Raw genomic sequence first — 16,403 nt, 5'->3', positions numbered from 1 at the left:
CACTGTCTTAAATTAGATATTTTCTTCAATAAAAGCAGTTAATTTAGATTTTGGCGCAGCACCGACTTGTTGAGCGACAACTTCACCATTTTTAAACATCAATAGTGCAGGAATGTTGCGGATATTGTAGTTTACGGCAGTCGCTTCACAAGCAGTTACGTCAACTTTAACAACTTTTACTTTGCCTTCGAATTCTGTAGATAATACTTCAAGTACAGGTGCAATAGCTTTACAAGGTGCACACCAGCCTGCCCAGAAATCGACCAGTACAGGAATGTCAGATTGTAAAACGTCAGCTTCGAAGTTCGCATCAGTTGTGTTTACGATATTGCCAGACATGGAATGCTCCAGATAAATTTTAAGTTAGTTCTATAACTATAAGTATTACATAGCCTCGTTTAACTATGTAGAGGGATATGTAAATTTTCAATCATTATATTGAGTTTGTCTAATTGATGCTCACGATATTGATTATCGTGTTCTACAATTGTTTAAGCGATTAAAAAAATTAAAAACTGCTTCAGTTGAACTGATAAATGGCTTTTAAATTGCATGCATGTGAATTACTCTAAGCACAATTCTTATAGGTTTGTTTGAATAATGTCTGATTTTTTGATTGATGAAGAGTTACTTGCTGCCATCGATATGGGGTCGAACAGCTTTCACCTGGCGATTGCACGTGTAGATCATGGCGAAGTAAAAAAAGTGGCTTCAATGTCAGAAAAAGTACAATTGGCCGCGGGTTTAGATGAAAACAAAAATTTGACTGAGGCGGCACAGCAACGGGGTCTAGCCTGTCTGGCACGCTTTGTCGGGCGTTTAAGTTCTGTACAGGCCAACCGGTTGCGTATTGTAGCTACCAATGCTTTACGTCAGGCAAAAAATGGTCATGAATTTATTCAAAAAGCTGCAGAAATTTTACCTAAACCGATCGAAATTATTGCCGGTCGTGAAGAAGCCCGTCTGATTTATTTAGGTGTATCGCATACCATGGCCAATAGTGGCCGCCGCCTGGTGATTGACATTGGTGGTGGATCAACTGAACTGATTATCGGAGAGGCATTCGAGCCGATCCATACTGAATCTGTACAAATGGGATGTGTGGCCTTCACCAAAGCCTATTTTATGGAGGGTGAGATCAATCAGAAAAGTTTCGATAAAGCGGTGACCGCTGCCCGTAAGGAAATTTCAGGCATTGCCAATACTTATAAAGCCGCCGGTTGGGATACAGTGGTGGGTTCAAGCGGAACAATTAAAGCCTGTCGTCAGATTACCGTGAATATGGGCTGGAGCAATGAAAAAGAAGAGCTCACCCGTGAAGGTCTGGAAAAACTCAAAGACAAGCTGCTCAAATACAAGCACGTGACCGAAATGGAATTTGACGGCCTGAAAGAAGACCGCCGAGCAGTTTTGCCAGCAGGGATTGCCATTTTATATGCGGTATTTGATGTACTGGGTCTGGACAAACTTGTTTATTCAGATGGTGCGTTACGTGAAGGTGTCATGTATGACCTGCTTGGTCGTTTCCAGCATGAAGACGTTCGCGACCGTTCTGTGCATGCTTTAATGGGGCGTTATAACGCAGATAGCAAACAGGCTGAACGTGTAGTCAATACGGCACAGCAACTATTTAATGGCGTTGCACAATCATTAAATTTAACTAATGATGACAGTGACTTACTGCGTCGTGCTGCATATTTGCATGAGATTGGTCTGGCGATTAGTCACAGTGGTTACCATCGCCATGGGGCTTATTTATTGCAGCATTCGGATATTCCCGGTTTCTCACAAATTGACCAAAACCATTTGTCACATTTGGTCGCTCATCACCGTCGTAAACTTCGTGGCGATGCACGGGTTGATGTTGCTAAGGTCGGTGGTAGCAAACTTGTGTACTTATGTCTATTGCTGCGTTTAGCAGTTTTACTGAATCATAGTCGTAGTGATGAGATGCTTCCTGCCATTGAATTAAGTATCATCAATGAGCAACAATGGCAGCTCAGCGTTTCTGGCGATGCCAAACAATGGCCTTTGCTTGTAGCAGACTTGCATGATGAACAGATGCAGTTTAAGCATTGGGATATTGAATTGAATATTCAGTCGGAACAATTTATCTATTAACAAGTGATTGGTTAACAAGGTATTGTTAATTTAGGGATAATGGTCGACCTATGAAAAATAAAGCTGCTCAATCTAAAGCATGGACAACGGTTCAAATTGCGCGTCATCCAGAACGTCCGCAATTCCTGGATTATGTTGGTGAAATCTTCACTGAATTCGATGCTTTACATGGAGATCGGGTATTTGGTGACGATGGTGCGATGATCGGTGGCTTGGCACGTTTTAATGGTCAGCCAGTGATGATTGTTGGGCAACATCGTGGTCGCAGCACTCGTGAAAAATTGCAACACAACTTCGGTATGAGTAATCCCGAAGGTTACCGTAAAGCACAGCGTTTACTCGACATGGCTGAACGTTTTAAACTGCCGGTATTCACTTTTATCGATACCATGGGTGCATATCCTGGGGTCGGTGCGGAAGAACGTGGTCAGGCAGAAGCCATTGCCACTAGCCTTGCACAGCTTTCAAGCCTGAAAGTTCCGGTGGTTGCGACCGTTTTAGGTGAAGGCGGTTCAGGTGGTGCACTCGGTATTGGTGTGGCGGATCGCGTGGTGATGTTATCTCACAGTATCTATTCGGTGATTTCTCCTGAAGGTTGTGCATCCATTTTATGGAAAACAGCAGAGAAAGCGGAACAAGCCAGCGAAGCCTTGGCATTAACTGCAGAGAAATTAAAACAACTTGGTATTGTTGAATATGTGGTTGATGAAGGTGAAGGCGCGCATTTGCAGCCTGAAAAAGTGATGCAAGATCTTAAAGATGTGTTACAACAGGCTTTAGAAGAATTGCAATCGATGGATGCGAATGAGAGATGCGAAGCACGTTACCAGCGCTTAATGAAGTTTGGCAGCGACAATTCCGGTCTGGCATCTTAAAACAAATCCAGTGCTTTCCTCCTGAAAGCACTTTCTTGATTGGATGTAGTGGCGGCATGGATTCCATGCTGCTATTGCGTTTAATGTCTGATTTATTTCCTGAAAAAATCCGTGCGATCTATGTCGATCACCAGTTGCAAAAAATTAGTGCAGACTGGGGGCAATTTGTATCTGATCAATGTGCAGCGGTGAATGTACCGTGTATTGTTGAAGTCGTTGAAGTGCAATATGGCAACTTGGAACATCAGGCACGTAACGCGCGTTATCAAGCTTATTCAAAACATTTAAAAGCCAATGAAATCTTGGTCTTGGCGCATCATCAGCAGGATCAGGCTGAAACCTTGATGCTACGCTTGCTTTCGGGTGCCGGCGTACATGGTTTATCCGCCATGAAGCAGGTCGATGTACGAAAGCAATTCACCATTTGGCGACCGCTGCTTGATATTTCCCGTGAGCAGATTGGCCAATGGGCCACCCATCTGGGCGTGCAAAATATTGAAGATCCCACCAATTTAGATACCCATTATGATCGTGCCTGGTGCCGTCATGAATTGTGGCCGCTGTTGCAAAACCGTTATCCAAAAATGCAACAGGCACTCAGCCGCACCAGTTATCTGATGCAGGATGCGGAAGATATTTTGCTGGACGTATTACAGCAGGATTTAAGCGCTTGCGGATCGGCCACTGAACTGGATTTAGAAAAGTTATCCCCATTATCAAGTGCACGGCAAAGGCAATTGCTCTCTGCCTGGATGAAAGGGCAGGATACTTATCGCCCGAGTTTTGAAATGGTGCAACGCTTGTTGCTTGAAGTGATTGGATCCAAATCTGATGCACAGGCGGCATTGCACTGGAATCAATATTATTATGTGCGTTATCAGCAAAAACTTTTCCGCTTAAGTGCCACAGAATATTTGGCTGGAAAAAATCAATCGGTTGCTAATAAACAGGCAATCTTTGTCGAGTTAGGACAAAAGCTTGAAATACTGTCAGGAAATTATCTGGCTGAAATTGCAAAAGTAGGCCTATCAACAGCATTGCTGGGTCAAAAATTGGATTTAGTGATGCGTCAGGGGGGCGAAAAAATTCATTTATATGGTCGAGTAGGAGCTTGGCCGTTAAAGAAAGCCATTCAGGAAGCACAAATTTTTCCCTGGCAGCGTTATAGAATTCAAATATTAAGCATAGATAATGTTATGCTTGGTGTTTTTACACCAAAAGGGTTTTGGTTAGCCCAATCTGAATATTGTGAAATCGGTGGATGGCAACCAAATTTGATCTCTTAGTTAAAAAATTCTAAGTCGAGTATGAATCCATGAGTGCAGCTTTAAATTGTAATATTAGTTTTATTGGTGGCGGTAATATGGCCCAGGCCTTGATTGGTGGGCTGATTTCGCGTGGCTTGCCGCCAACACGTATTACAGTTTCTGATCCGGTCGAAAAAGTCCGTCTTTTATTAACAGAAAAAGATGTACATGTGACGGATGACAATATTGCTGCCATTCGTGATGCCGATATCGTACTTTTTGCAGTGAAACCGCAAGTACTGGCCAGCGTATTAAAACCTCTTAAAGGTTTGTTTGAAGGCAAACTGGTGATGTCGATTGTGGCTGGGGCTGAAATCGCGACTATTGCCAACCTGCTAGAAACCAATCGAATTGTTCGTGTTATGCCCAATACACCTGCTTTGGTGCAAACAGGAGCACATGGCCTGTATGCAACGGAAGCGGTGAATGCACAGGATCGTGAATTGGCCAGTCAGGTTTTGGCTGCAACCGGTTTAACCATTTGGGTCAATTCAGAAGCACAAATTGATGCTGTAACGGCAGTATCTGGCTCTGGTCCGGCTTATTTCTTCTATATGATGGAAAGCATGATTCGTGCAGGCAAAAACCTGGGGCTGGATGAAAAAGTGGCGACTGCATTGACCTTGCAAACAGCATTGGGTGCCGCACAAATGGCGATTACCAGTTCAAATACACCTGCAGAATTGCGCAAAAATGTGACCTCTCCAAATGGTACAACTCAAGCTGCACTGGAAGTATTTGATCGTGCGCACATTTCTCAAAATATTCAGGCCGCTTTGGCTGCCGCGCAAAAGCGCAGTCAAGAACTTGCTCAAGAGCTAAGTGAAAGTAGCAAATAACTCGTTTTTATTTAGGAAAGTTCCAGTATGGGTGCAAATTCTGCGCTGATTTTTGGCATTATTATTAACGTAGCGATTTTGCTCGTATTCTTTCGTTTTCTGATGCAGCTTGCAGCTGTGAATGCTTATAATCCTGTCGTCATGTCTACTGTGAAAGCGACAAAAATCGTCGATCTGTTTGGGCGTATTTTTCCCACCTTGGCAAAAGGTCGTGTCAATTCGGCAGCCTTGGCTTTGGTGGTACTTTTATATTTACTCAAGATTTTTGGGGTAATGTACCTTTCAGGTGCTATGCCGAACAGTCCGGTACATCTGGTGATTTTGACCTTTGTCACCATGATTCAGGATCTGATCCGCTTCTGTCGCTACCTGATTTTTGCAACGATTATTTTAAGCTGGGTGGTGATGTTTACTCAATCTCGCTCACCGTATATTGAAGTCATTCAAGAGCTGGCAGAACCATTACTTGCTCCGTTCCGTCGTATTTTGCCGAATATGGGTATGATTGACCTCTCGCCAATTGTTGCCTTCTTGGCATTGTATATTGCCGAAATTATTATGAATGAAGTGGCGATTGTACTTCTGACTGGACTATAACATTCAGGTAGTAAAATCTGGATAATAAAAAAGGACTCGTTAGAGTCCTTTTTTATGGGCTGTTGAAATGTTTTCTATGTAGATTGTACCGTCGAGAGTTCCTCTCACTGAGCAAACTTGAAAGCACTGCTTTCAAGTAAAGCGCAAGAGAGGCGAGGAGAGGGTAAATTATCAGATAGATAATCAATTATTTGTCTTTAAATTCCACTTGTCTTATAAACAGATTTAATTCTAGGTTTATTTGGAAAACCCTCATCCTAGCCTTCTCCCAAAGGGAGAAGGAGCTTTAAAAGCGAGAAGGATCTTAATATAAGATTAGTGTGCCTCATCCCAATTCATGCCTTTGCCCACTTCCACAATCAATGGAACTGAAAGTTTCACCACTGATTGCATCACTTCAGCCAGTTTCGGAGCCAGTGTATCGGCAATGTCGGCATCGACTTCAAACACCAATTCATCGTGTACCTGTAACAGCATTTTAGCTTGATCTTTAGGCAACATTTTATCCACTTCAATCATGGCTATTTTAATGATGTCAGCAGCGCTTCCTTGTAGCGGGGCATTGATGGCCGCACGTTCGGCACCTTTACGTACCATCATGTTACGGGCATCAATATCCGGTGTATATAAACGGCGACCTAGAATGGTTTCCACAAAGCCTTGTTCCAAAGCCACCTGACGCGTACGTTGCATGTACTCATAAATGCCCGGATAACGATGGAAATATTGCTTGATATAGTTTTGCGATTCTTCACGGGTAAAGCCCAATTGACGAATCAGACCAAATTCGGACATGCCATATAACAGACCGAAGTTAACGGCTTTGGCCTGACGACGCTGGTCATTGGTGACATCTTCCAGTGCAATACCCAGAACTTCGGCAGCAGTACGGCGGTGTACATCCTGACCATGCTTAAAAGCATCAACCAAAGCTTCATCCTGGGAAAGATGCGCCATTAAACGCAGTTCAATCTGTGAATAATCGGCAGCCAGTAAAACCCTACCTTCAGGTGCAATAAAGGCCTTACGGATTTGACGGCCAATTTCTTCACGTACCGGAATGTTTTGCAGGTTTGGATCAGTCGATGACAAACGACCTGTTGCCGTTAAAGCCTGATGGTAGCTGGTATGCACACGCCTGCTGTCATTGTTGGCCTGTTTTTGCAAGCCATCGGTATAGGTGCTTTTCAGTTTGGAAAGACCGCGATACTGCAAAATTAAATCAGTAATCGGGTGGTCGATTTTTTCCAGAATGCTTTCACTGGTACTGTATTGACCGGTCGAGGTTTTTTTGCCACCTTTCAGTCCCAGTTTGTCAAACAGGATTTCACCGACCTGTTTCGGCGAGCTGACATTAAACGGCTGACCGGCCAATTCGATAATCTGGTTTTCCAGATTCTGGATAGTATTGGAAAAATCGACACTCAACTGATCTAAAAATTTCAGATCCAGTTCAATGCCGTTTTCTTCCATAATGGTCAGCACACGCGCCACCGGCATTTCAATATTGTGTAAAATATTGTTCAGCTCAGGAATGGCCTGCAACTTTTTCGACAGGACTTCATACAGGCGATAGGTGACATGTGCATCTTCCGCCGCATAATGCGCCGCTGTTTCAATGTCGATCTGGTTAAAGGTCTTCTGTTTAACGCCTTTGCCTGCAATTTGTTCAAAGGTGGTGGTCAAATGACTCAAGTACACACGAGCAACATCATCCATGCCATGACGGGTCGCCACAGAATTTAAAACATAGGATGCCAGCATGGTATCGAAATACCAGCCTTGCAGTTCAATGCCGTGATTTTGCAGGATGTGGGCATCATATTTTAAATGATGGCCAATTTTTTCAACCGCGGGATTTTCTAAAATCGGTTTGATTTTCGCCAGGATGGTTTCACGGTTGAGCTGTTCCGGTGCCCCTTCATAGTCGTGGGTTAGCGGAATGTAATAGGCATCGTTGGCATCAAAAGCCAGTGAAAAGCCGACCATTTCTGCAATACGGTAATCCAGACTGGTGGTTTCGGTATCAAAAGCAAAACGTTTGGCGCTGCTTAAACGCTGGAACAGCTGGTTCCAGTCGGCTTGAGTCAAAATGGTGTGATAAGTAGCTTTACCCAGTTGATCATCGATACTGGTCAGCTCTGCCTCATCTTCAGTATTGATGACAGCTGTGGTATCAATTGTGGTTTCAATACTCTTGGCCGCCTGTTTATAGACGGAGTTGTTTGGATTATTCGGATGATCAAGGGATTGTAACTGGTTACGGAACTCAAGTTCGGTATAGAGTCGACGCAGTTCTTCCACATTCGGATCACCGAGTTTCAGGTCTTCATAACAAAGACCCATATCCAGGTCGCAAACGATACTGGCTAATTGATGATCTAGGGTAATGCCTTCAACATTATCCTTAATGCTTTGACCGACTTTACCTTTAATTTTATCGACATTTTCCAGAATGCCGCCAATAGAACCGTATTCGGTCAACAGTTTGGCAGCAGTTTTTGCACCGACGCCGGGTACGCCACGGATGCCATCGGAAGCATCACCCATCAAGGTTAAATAGTCGATAATCTGATTCGGCCATACACCGAACTTTTCAAAGACAGCGTTTACATCCATCGGCTTGTCTTTAAAGCTGTCTTCCAAAGTCACTTTGTCGGTGACCAGCTGCGCCATGTCTTTGTCGCCGGTTGAAATCAGCACCTGATAACCTTTGGCTTCGGCACGTTTAGCCAAAGTACCAATCACGTCATCTGCTTCAGCGCCGGGAAGGGTGTGTAAAGGAATGCCCAAAGCGCGGATCAGGTTGTGAAGATAGGGAATCTGCTGAGACAGTTCATCCGGCATGCTTGGGCGGTCACCTTTATAAATCGGTGAAAGCTGATGACGGAACGTCGGTTCAGGGGTATCAAAAATCACAGCCATATGTGTCGGCTGAATACGACGCATCAACTTTTGAATCGCAGAAATGGCACCACGAATTGCGTTGGTCTGTAAACCAGTCGAAGTGGTTAGTGGTGGCAGTGCATGATATGCACGAAATAAAAAATATGAGCCATCGACCAAAACAAATGGTGGCATTGAAAGATTCCTAATTCAAATATCGGCCTTATTGTACGTGATTTTGCCCATGAACATAGACACATCATTCAAGATGCGTGTTACCGAATATCTGATGAATGCTTAAAAATCAAGGTCACAGCTGTTGTATGATCAAGTTAATCAGGATTGAGATAAAGAAAAAATGAGGAAAGGACAGGGCGAAATCCGGATGATTTGGCTGATGGTACTGATTATTGTCGGCGTGGGGTCCTGGTTTTTGGATGTACGCATCTTCACCTATTTATGTGGTTTAGCCTTTGTCATGAGCCTGATACAATATGTCGATGCAATCCAGTCCCCGGCAGCACAAATTGCTGTAGAAACAAATATTTCATTTCAGGAAAGCTCTAAAGTTCCTTTATATCTGTGTTCAATTGTTGCCATTGTCGGCGGTATTCTGGATTGGGAGTTTGCCGTCGGGCTGGGTATCACGGCGTGGATTTTTTTCTTTTTAAGATGGTTACGCCGTTTAGAAGGTTTATTGAACCAGATTCAAACGCAATTGCAGCACACTCAAACGCTGGCTTCTCCGGTTGTTGAAAATCCACCATCTCAATTTCTTGACTCTCAGCCTGCATCATCGTCATCGGAATTGATTGAACAGTTAAAGCAGTGGATTTTTCAAGGTAATCCAGTTTTAAAAGTGGCCATCTTGGTGCTGGTCATTGGCATCATCTTGTTGCTACGTTTTGCCACCGAACATTGGCAACTCAGTTTGGTGATGAAACTGGTGATTGTTGCAGGCGTCAGTGGGGCAGTGACCGGACTCGGTTACTGGATGCAGAGTAAAAACCGCAGTTTTTCCCTAGCCCTGGAAGGATTGGGTTTAGCGGCCTTATTTTTGACCCTGTTCTTTGCCTATTACAATGCGGTGATTCCGACGCTCGCCATCGCTGGACTGTGTTTTGCTCTCATCATGGGCCTAACCCTGATTCTCAGCTTAAAACAGCAATCCATTGAACTGGCGTTGATGGCGATGATCATTGCCTATATTGCACCGTTTACCCTGCCGGTTCGCAACACGACCGCGATTGAACTGATTGCTTATTATGTGGTGATCAATCTGGCCGTTGCGATCTTAAGTACCTTACGCCCCTGGAAAATGCTGAATCAAATCGCATTTTTAATGACAGTGATTGTGGGCGGTGGTTATGTTTTTTATCGTGGAGAGGAATCTGAACGAAATGCTTTAACCTTATTGGTTGCGGTGCATACGGCAATTTTTGTCTGGCTGAGTTTTCGTTTTAGCCAGCTGCTGGCCAAAGAAGATCTGGCACAGTTCAAACTGAAACCTGCTTTGGATATTGCCCTGATTTTTGGTGCGCCTCTGGTCGGTTATATTTTTATTTATTTGATGCATTTTGAAGAAACGCGCTGGCAGGCTGGAGCAAGTCTAGCCTTTGCTGCAGTTTATGCAGGCTTGTATCAACTGTCAAAACGCCATCAGGCAGTGCAACTGATTTCACAAAGTTATTTCAGTTTAATGCTGATTTTTCTGACCCTGATTCCTCCAATTCTGTTGCATAAACAGTGGAGTGTGATCGGCTGGGCTGTGGAAGGGCTGATCATTTTTAGTTATGCCTTGTATCGCCAGTCAGAGATCAGTCGCTATCTTGCCATGGGACTGATGATTGTTGCCGGTTTATCCAGTTTGTATTATCTGGTGGAGCTGAATGAATTTCCACGTGAAATGTATTGGGGCTTATGCCTGAGCTATTTTGCCGTGGTTGTGGTGGCGAATAGCAGGGAATCCTTTAGACAGCAACTGAGCAGTTCCACGATAGCCTTCCACTGTTTGCAGATGCTGTCAGCCACGACCATGTTGATTGTATTGTTGCTGGATGAAATTGACGGCCCTCAACAGCAGGTGATGAGTCTGTTGATTGTCAGTGGCTTCTATCTGCTGATGAATGAGTTGATGCTGCGTTGCAAAGCCACCTGGACCTGGCTATTTCCGAAATGGCTCGGCCTCATTCCTGTCTTTGTTTTTGCCCTGATTATTGTGATTGATCAAAGTCAGCAGGGCATCATTATTTGGCCGACCATGTTTGACCGTCTGGGTTTTGCACTTTCCGGATTGATGTTGACGGCATTGTGGCTGCGCCCGATGTTGGGTGTGCGAACTGAAAAAGAGTGGGTCAGTTTTGGCACCTTGACCAGTCTGGCGATGACCAGTTTAATCCTGCTTCCCAGTATGCCTTATATCAGTGTCGTAATCCTGCCTTTGCTTTTCTGCGCCTGGTGTTATTGGCAGCTGGATAATCCGGACTGGAAAATGTTCTGGCAAGCCCGCAGCAGTTTGGTGCTGATGGCAACCTGGATTGTTTGTTCGCAACTGTTTACCCAGCAAGCGTTTCAGGGCTATATCCTGCCGATCATCAATCCTTTTGATCTGGTCAGTATTGCCATGCTGGCCTGCTTTATCTGGATGCTGTCCTTGCAGCTCAAATCGGGGCTGGATAAAGGCATTGTTGCCGTGCTGATGGTGCTAAGCTTGCTCTGGCTCAGCAGTTATATTGTGCTGCGCGCGTTGCATGTTTATTTGGGCACGCCGTTTAATGAACTGGCCTTATGGGGAAATGCGACCGTTCAACTGAGCCTGACTTTGCTGTGGGTCAGTTTAGCCTTTATGACCATGAGTCTGGCCAGCCGTAAACAGTTACGCTCAGTCTGGATTTTAGGCGGCAGTATTCTGGTAATTGTGACCTTGAAACTGGTGCTGTTTGACTTATCCCACATCGGCACTTTAACCCGGGTGATTTCATTTCTGGGGGCTGGTTTTGTGATGTTGCTGATTGCCTATATTGCACCGATTCCAGAGGGTTCTTTGGTTAAAAAATTCCCCTAAATTTCTTTTAGGTAAAGGATCTTTTCTCAAATCAAATAGCAGTTATATCCCGTGATTCTTTGCTTATACGAATGTTTAAAATTATCTTATTTAAGTTAGAAGTTTTCACTGCCACAATTTTTAAATAAAGTTGAAATGCATTTGTGTAGGCGAAGTCTTACTTTTGAAAGGCCAAAAGTAAGCAAAAGCCTTTGTTACCCATACACAACGTCCTTGTTGTGATGGGTAACGTGTGGCATCCATGCCACACTCATAAATTAAATACCTGCGAAAATCTATTTTTTTATTTTGGTATGACAAACAACTTGTAGTCATTGAAAAATGATTTATGAATGAAGTCTACAATTTAATCCTCCCCATCCCTCCTTTTTAAAAGGAGGGATGGGGAGGATTAAATGATTAAGAGAATTATTTTAACCCCGCCTCACGTTTCACTTCTTTGGCATTCGCATACTGATCAATATCTTCCTCATTTAAAGGCTGAACAGCTGTAGGGCGATCAACAAAGCCCATTTTCGGTACTGGAATTTCAATCTGATTGGCGACAAAACCGTTGCGGATACGTTCCTGCATTTCGTCACGCACTTTTAAAAAGTTTTCACGGTTACACCAGACGGCAAATAACAGTTCAATCGATGATTCACGGAAGGCAGTTACAGTCACTGCAGGTTTTGGATCGGCTAACACGAGCGGGTATTTATTGGCTACATCCAATAATACTTCCCGAACTTTAATGATGTCCTCATGGAAATTAATCGCTAAAGTAATTGGAATCCGCCGAATCGGGAATTTGGACAGGTTATAGACGGGAGCACGAATCAGCTGTTCGTTCGGTACGCGCACATAGACATTGTCCTGAGTCAGCAGTTTTACCGAAAGCAGGTCAATCGAAATCACTTCACCTTCAATGGTATGTCCGCGAATCAGGGTCATTTGTACCGTATCCCCAATCTCAAAAGAGCCTTCCCCAATCAGGAATAAACCACTGATGAGGTTGGATGCGGAGGTCTGTGAAGCAAAACCCAGCGCCACGGTTAAGATACCAGCCGCACCTAAAAACACGCTCAGTTTAAAACCGGCTTCTTTCAGGCTGGCCATCACAAAAATCAGGAAGATGAAATAAAAAATACCACGGCGCCAAACCAGACTTTGATGAGCATTAAAGCGTGAGCCAACAGTGCGGATAAAGGTGTTGGAGACAAAACGTGCAATTAAAAAACCAATAAGACACAGTACCACTGCAACGATAATTTCAGTCAGGCGTTCGGTATTGATATTGGTAAAAATACTTTTGAGGCTGCTGGTAATTTCTTTTGGGATATTCGAATCTGCCATATTGCCGCCCTAGAAAAATGAATCAAACATGTTGAATAAAGCACTTGCCTGTTCACGTGGTGGATGGACATACATTACTTCACCCGCATGAGGAGGGGTACGGTTTTCAATTCGAATTCGTGGTGGTTTATCCAACCCTTCATGCAAGACTTTAATCTGTGAAGTCCATAAGCGGCCGGTACTTTCACTATAGAACAGGGGAAGTGCAGAAACAGGTACGTTCATCCGGTCAAAGCGTAACTGTTGATGGCTGGTATTATGAAATTCAATCGGTGTAACCGCGCGAAAGGCACGTGGCTTGAGCTGATGCAGTTCAGTACGGCCATCAACCGCGGTAGCATAACAAATTTCACCGATACGATGATTGGGGCCGAACCAGGTATCTTTGGGCAGAATCACCGGAATATCAAACAGCGGGTCTTTTTGACTTTCGACAAAGCCTGCAATCCATAACGGGGTGCTGATATACAGCGTACCGCGCTGTCCTGCCGGAATATAAATCGGATCGACCGGTTTAATCACGACGGAACGATCGGCCAGACGCGGCATCAGCTGTAATTTATTGTGAGTGGACTTGAACATATAACGTTCAACTTTCAGCGGTTGCGGAAAAGCAAAATTCGGATCTTCAATCGCATGCCACTTCTGTTCATAGTCGTACTGCACCTGTGGACGATGATATTCCATGCGCCATTCTTGCAGACCACGAGTCAGACGAAATAACAGTGAACCAAACTGCCAGGCCTTAGGCTGATTCAATTCAAAGCTTTGTTCGCCCCACCACTTGATTAAATTGGGCTGCTCTGCATCTATCAGTTCATCGTTTTTAGACAACGGCATATTTCCTTTATAGCTTAATCATTAAAAACAGACTTCACGCTGTCTTATGCTTAGAGTACACTCAAATCAATTTATTCATCATTATAAACTTTGATGCAAGTACTTAAACAATTACAAATACCATATAGTTTTGCCAAGCGTCATGGCGTATTGCTGCGCTACGAGGGCAATCAGGCTTTTATTGTACGCCGTGAAAATACGCCCTTGCTAGCGATACAGGAAGCACGTCGATATTTAGGCCATGCTGCACAGCACCAGTTGTGTTCTGAGCAGGAATTTCATCAGTTACTCAGTTCAAGCTTTGCTGGTGATACCGGAGAATCGCAACAGGTAGCAGCTGGTCTGGAAGATCATCCCGATTTACTCAGTTTGGCAGATTCGGTGCCAGAAGCTGAAGATTTAATGGATCAGGAAGATGATGCACCGATTGTCCGGCTGATCAATGCTTTGCTGTCTGAAGCCATCCGCGTGGGGGCTTCCGATATTCATATTGAATCCTTTGAGAAAAAACTGTCGGTACGCTTACGTGTCGATGGACAGTTGCGTGAAATTGTGCAGCCACGCCGTGAACTGGCACCGTTGTTGGTATCACGAATCAAGGTTATGGCCAAACTGGATATTGCTGAAAAGCGTATTCCGCAAGATGGCCGTATTTCCTTACGCCTTGCCGGACGTGAGGTGGATGTGCGGGTTTCGACCTTGCCTTCGTCGCACGGTGAACGTGTGGTCATGCGTTTACTGGACAAGCAGGCCGGACGTCTGAATATGACCCATCTGGGCCTGATGCAACCGGATTATGAACGTTTAACCCATCTGGTACATCGTCCGCACGGTATTATCTTGGTGACTGGACCAACCGGTTCGGGTAAAACCACAACCTTATATGCAGCCTTATCTGACCTGAATGATGGCTCAAAAAATATTCTGACTGCTGAAGATCCAATTGAATATCAACTGGAAGGTATCGGACAAACCCAGGTCAACAGTAAAGTAGACATGACCTTTGCCCGTGCTTTAAAAGCCATGCTGCGACAAGACCCGGATGTGGTGATGGTCGGGGAAATCCGTGATCTGGAAACTGCTGAAATTGCCGTTCAGGCATCTCTTACCGGTCACTTGGTTTTATCTACACTACATACCAATACCGCAATTGGTGCAGTCACCCGTTTAAAAGATATGGGCATCGAACCGTTCTTGCTAGCCAGCTCCCTAATTGGGGTAATTGCCCAGCGCTTGGTGCGTACTTTATGTCCACGCTGTGCCACATGGCATGACGCGGATGCTTTTGAAACCGAAATTTTCAGGCATCTGGATGTCGGAGCTGAACTGAAGTTACCGAAACCGAAAGGTTGTGATCACTGTTCACATAGCGGTTTTATGGGACGTACAGCGATTTATGAAATTGTCCCTGTAGATGAACCGATGCGCCGTTTGATTCATGGCAATGCTGCGGAATATGAGCTGGAAAGTTATGCGCGTAAACAGTCCGGTTCAATCCGCGATGATGGTTTGCGTAAAGTACTGGCAGGAAAAACCACTTTGGAGGAAGTACTGCGTGTGACCAATGAAGCTGCCGAATAAGTGGGATCATGACTGATCATCTGTAATAGTAAAAACTATCTGTAAAGCTTTGCGGCACGGTGCTTAAAAGCAAAAAAGTTGATCATATTGGGTGATCAACTTTTTTATGGGTATTAAAAAATCTAAGTTTAGAATTGCAGCAAACGACGGTGCTGCATCAAAGGCATTGACTCACGGATTTTGATTTGTTCAGTTAAATCAAACGGTACGGTAATTAGTTGAGTGCCTTCATTTTCTATTATTGCCAACAACTGCCCGCGTGAATTGGCAGCGCCTGCATGCCCCCAAGTTTGGCGTTTTTCACCATGCCAGCCTTGTTGCGCTGCACCTAAAACCTGGCATTGGCTGTCCATCGCACGGGCTTGTAGCAGTAATTGCCAGTGCATTTGGCCGGTAGTGTAGGTAAAGGCTGATGGTGCGGTAAGTATGTTTGCACCTTGACTGCGTAAGGTTAAAGCCAGTTCCGGAAAACGCAAGTCATAACACACCATTAAGCCAATATTACCAAACGGGGTTTTGGCAATTATTACATCCGTACCCGGTTCAAAGAATCGAGATTCCTGATAGCCACCCACAACATCACCCACTTGTACATCAAACAGGTGAATCTTGTCATAACGTGCTTCAGTCCCTTCAGGACTAATACATAAACTGACGGTACGTACACGGCCATCACTCATGATGGAACCATCTGGGCGGAATGGGCAGGGAAGTGTTCCTGCTACAATCCAGATTTGATATTGATGTGCCAGTTGTTCCAGACGTTGCTGAAGGCTTTCAAACTGTGCTGCGGTCTCGCGTTGTTTTCCACCGACAAAACAGACGAAGTTTTCCGGGAAAACAATCAGCTCTGCACCATCGGCTTTACTTTGTTGTATCAATGACTCGATCACGATGAAATTGGCTTCAATATCATCCTGGGAATTCATTTGTGCAACAGAGAGTAAAGTCATGGTGT

General features: G+C 44.4%; 12 protein-coding genes. 7 read left to right on the top strand and 5 right to left on the bottom strand.

Annotated elements, in window-relative coordinates:
* Positions 1-12: 12 nt before the first annotated feature.
* The gene (gene trxA, locus ABJ384_RS12035; protein WP_092820879.1) at positions 13-339 is read right to left on the bottom strand and encodes a thioredoxin; all 327 of its coding nucleotides are present in this window, start codon (positions 337-339) and stop codon (positions 13-15) included.
* Positions 340-600: 261 nt separating this feature from the next.
* On the opposite strand from trxA, the gene ppx reads away from it, so the two are divergent.
* From ppx to ABJ384_RS12010, 5 genes are read left to right on the top strand one after another with little or no spacing between them, the layout of a single operon-like run.
* Positions 601-2,121, top strand: a complete 1,521-nt coding sequence (gene ppx, locus ABJ384_RS12030; protein ID WP_086197462.1) for an exopolyphosphatase — start codon at positions 601-603, stop codon at positions 2,119-2,121.
* A 50-nt stretch (positions 2,122-2,171) separates the two neighbouring features.
* A complete protein-coding gene (locus ABJ384_RS12025) occupies positions 2,172-2,996 on the top strand; it encodes an acetyl-CoA carboxylase carboxyltransferase subunit alpha (protein ID WP_086197461.1) in 825 nt (274 codons plus the stop codon).
* On the top strand, positions 2,933-4,282 hold the full coding sequence (gene tilS, locus ABJ384_RS12020; protein WP_349927565.1) for a tRNA lysidine(34) synthetase TilS: 1,350 nt from the start codon (positions 2,933-2,935) through the stop codon (positions 4,280-4,282). Before ABJ384_RS12025 ends, tilS begins: the two co-directional genes overlap by 64 nt.
* 29 nt (positions 4,283-4,311) lie before the next feature.
* Positions 4,312-5,142: a pyrroline-5-carboxylate reductase gene (proC, locus tag ABJ384_RS12015; protein ID WP_180174721.1), complete on the top strand. Its 831-nt coding sequence runs from the start codon at positions 4,312-4,314 to the stop codon at positions 5,140-5,142.
* Positions 5,143-5,169: 27 nt separating this feature from the next.
* Positions 5,170-5,739: a YggT family protein gene (locus ABJ384_RS12010; RefSeq protein WP_086197458.1), complete on the top strand. Its 570-nt coding sequence runs from the start codon at positions 5,170-5,172 to the stop codon at positions 5,737-5,739.
* A gap of 315 nt (positions 5,740-6,054) precedes the next feature.
* Here the strand turns inward: ABJ384_RS12010 and polA are convergent, their stop codons facing one another.
* Entirely contained in the window at positions 6,055-8,820 is a 2,766-nt protein-coding gene (gene polA, locus ABJ384_RS12005) for a DNA polymerase I (RefSeq protein WP_349927562.1), read from the bottom strand.
* Between the two features lie 163 nt (positions 8,821-8,983).
* Between polA and ABJ384_RS12000 the strand changes: the two genes are divergently transcribed.
* Positions 8,984-11,689, top strand: coding sequence for a DUF2339 domain-containing protein (locus ABJ384_RS12000; RefSeq protein WP_349927560.1), 2,706 nt, complete (start codon positions 8,984-8,986; stop codon positions 11,687-11,689).
* A 408-nt stretch (positions 11,690-12,097) separates the two neighbouring features.
* On the opposite strand, the gene ABJ384_RS11995 is transcribed toward ABJ384_RS12000, so the two are convergent.
* Together ABJ384_RS11995 and ABJ384_RS11990 are read right to left on the bottom strand one after the other, a co-directional pair.
* Positions 12,098-13,024, bottom strand: a complete 927-nt coding sequence (locus ABJ384_RS11995; protein ID WP_180080922.1) for a mechanosensitive ion channel family protein — start codon at positions 13,022-13,024, stop codon at positions 12,098-12,100.
* 9 nt (positions 13,025-13,033) lie between these two features.
* Positions 13,034-13,864 (bottom strand): hypothetical protein, encoded by an 831-nt coding sequence (locus ABJ384_RS11990; RefSeq protein WP_086197453.1) that lies wholly within the window; start codon positions 13,862-13,864, stop codon positions 13,034-13,036.
* Positions 13,865-13,957: 93 nt separating this feature from the next.
* Here ABJ384_RS11990 and gspE point away from each other — a divergent pair, with 93 nt between their 5' ends.
* On the top strand, positions 13,958-15,445 hold the full coding sequence (gene gspE, locus ABJ384_RS11985; RefSeq protein WP_300046304.1) for a type II secretion system ATPase GspE: 1,488 nt from the start codon (positions 13,958-13,960) through the stop codon (positions 15,443-15,445).
* A gap of 128 nt (positions 15,446-15,573) precedes the next feature.
* Here gspE and ABJ384_RS11980 read toward each other — a convergent pair whose 3' ends face one another.
* Positions 15,574-16,398, bottom strand: a complete 825-nt coding sequence (locus ABJ384_RS11980; protein ID WP_349927557.1) for a carbon-nitrogen hydrolase family protein — start codon at positions 16,396-16,398, stop codon at positions 15,574-15,576.
* Positions 16,399-16,403: the final 5 nt, after the last annotated feature.

This window comes from Acinetobacter sp. A1-4-2 (genome assembly GCF_040233925.1).
Lineage (GTDB): Bacteria > Pseudomonadota > Gammaproteobacteria > Pseudomonadales > Moraxellaceae > Acinetobacter.
This window is presented reverse-complemented; position numbering and strand designations above follow the sequence as displayed.

Excerpts from the sequence above, each read along its gene's own strand:
- trxA (WP_092820879.1), bottom strand. The coding sequence starts at position 339 with ATGTCTGGCAATATCGTAAACACAACTGATGCGAACTTCGAAGCTGAC.
- ppx (WP_086197462.1), top strand. The coding sequence starts at position 601 with ATGTCTGATTTTTTGATTGATGAAGAGTTACTTGCTGCCATCGATATG.
- ABJ384_RS12025 (WP_086197461.1), top strand. The coding sequence starts at position 2,172 with ATGAAAAATAAAGCTGCTCAATCTAAAGCATGGACAACGGTTCAAATT.
- tilS (WP_349927565.1), top strand. The coding sequence starts at position 2,933 with ATGCGAAGCACGTTACCAGCGCTTAATGAAGTTTGGCAGCGACAATTC.
- proC (WP_180174721.1), top strand. The coding sequence starts at position 4,312 with ATGAGTGCAGCTTTAAATTGTAATATTAGTTTTATTGGTGGCGGTAAT.
- ABJ384_RS12010 (WP_086197458.1), top strand. The coding sequence starts at position 5,170 with ATGGGTGCAAATTCTGCGCTGATTTTTGGCATTATTATTAACGTAGCG.
- polA (WP_349927562.1), bottom strand. The coding sequence starts at position 8,820 with ATGCCACCATTTGTTTTGGTCGATGGCTCATATTTTTTATTTCGTGCA.
- ABJ384_RS12000 (WP_349927560.1), top strand. The coding sequence starts at position 8,984 with ATGAGGAAAGGACAGGGCGAAATCCGGATGATTTGGCTGATGGTACTG.
- ABJ384_RS11995 (WP_180080922.1), bottom strand. The coding sequence starts at position 13,024 with ATGGCAGATTCGAATATCCCAAAAGAAATTACCAGCAGCCTCAAAAGT.
- ABJ384_RS11990 (WP_086197453.1), bottom strand. The coding sequence starts at position 13,864 with ATGCCGTTGTCTAAAAACGATGAACTGATAGATGCAGAGCAGCCCAAT.
- gspE (WP_300046304.1), top strand. The coding sequence starts at position 13,958 with ATGCAAGTACTTAAACAATTACAAATACCATATAGTTTTGCCAAGCGT.
- ABJ384_RS11980 (WP_349927557.1), bottom strand. The coding sequence starts at position 16,398 with ATGACTTTACTCTCTGTTGCACAAATGAATTCCCAGGATGATATTGAA.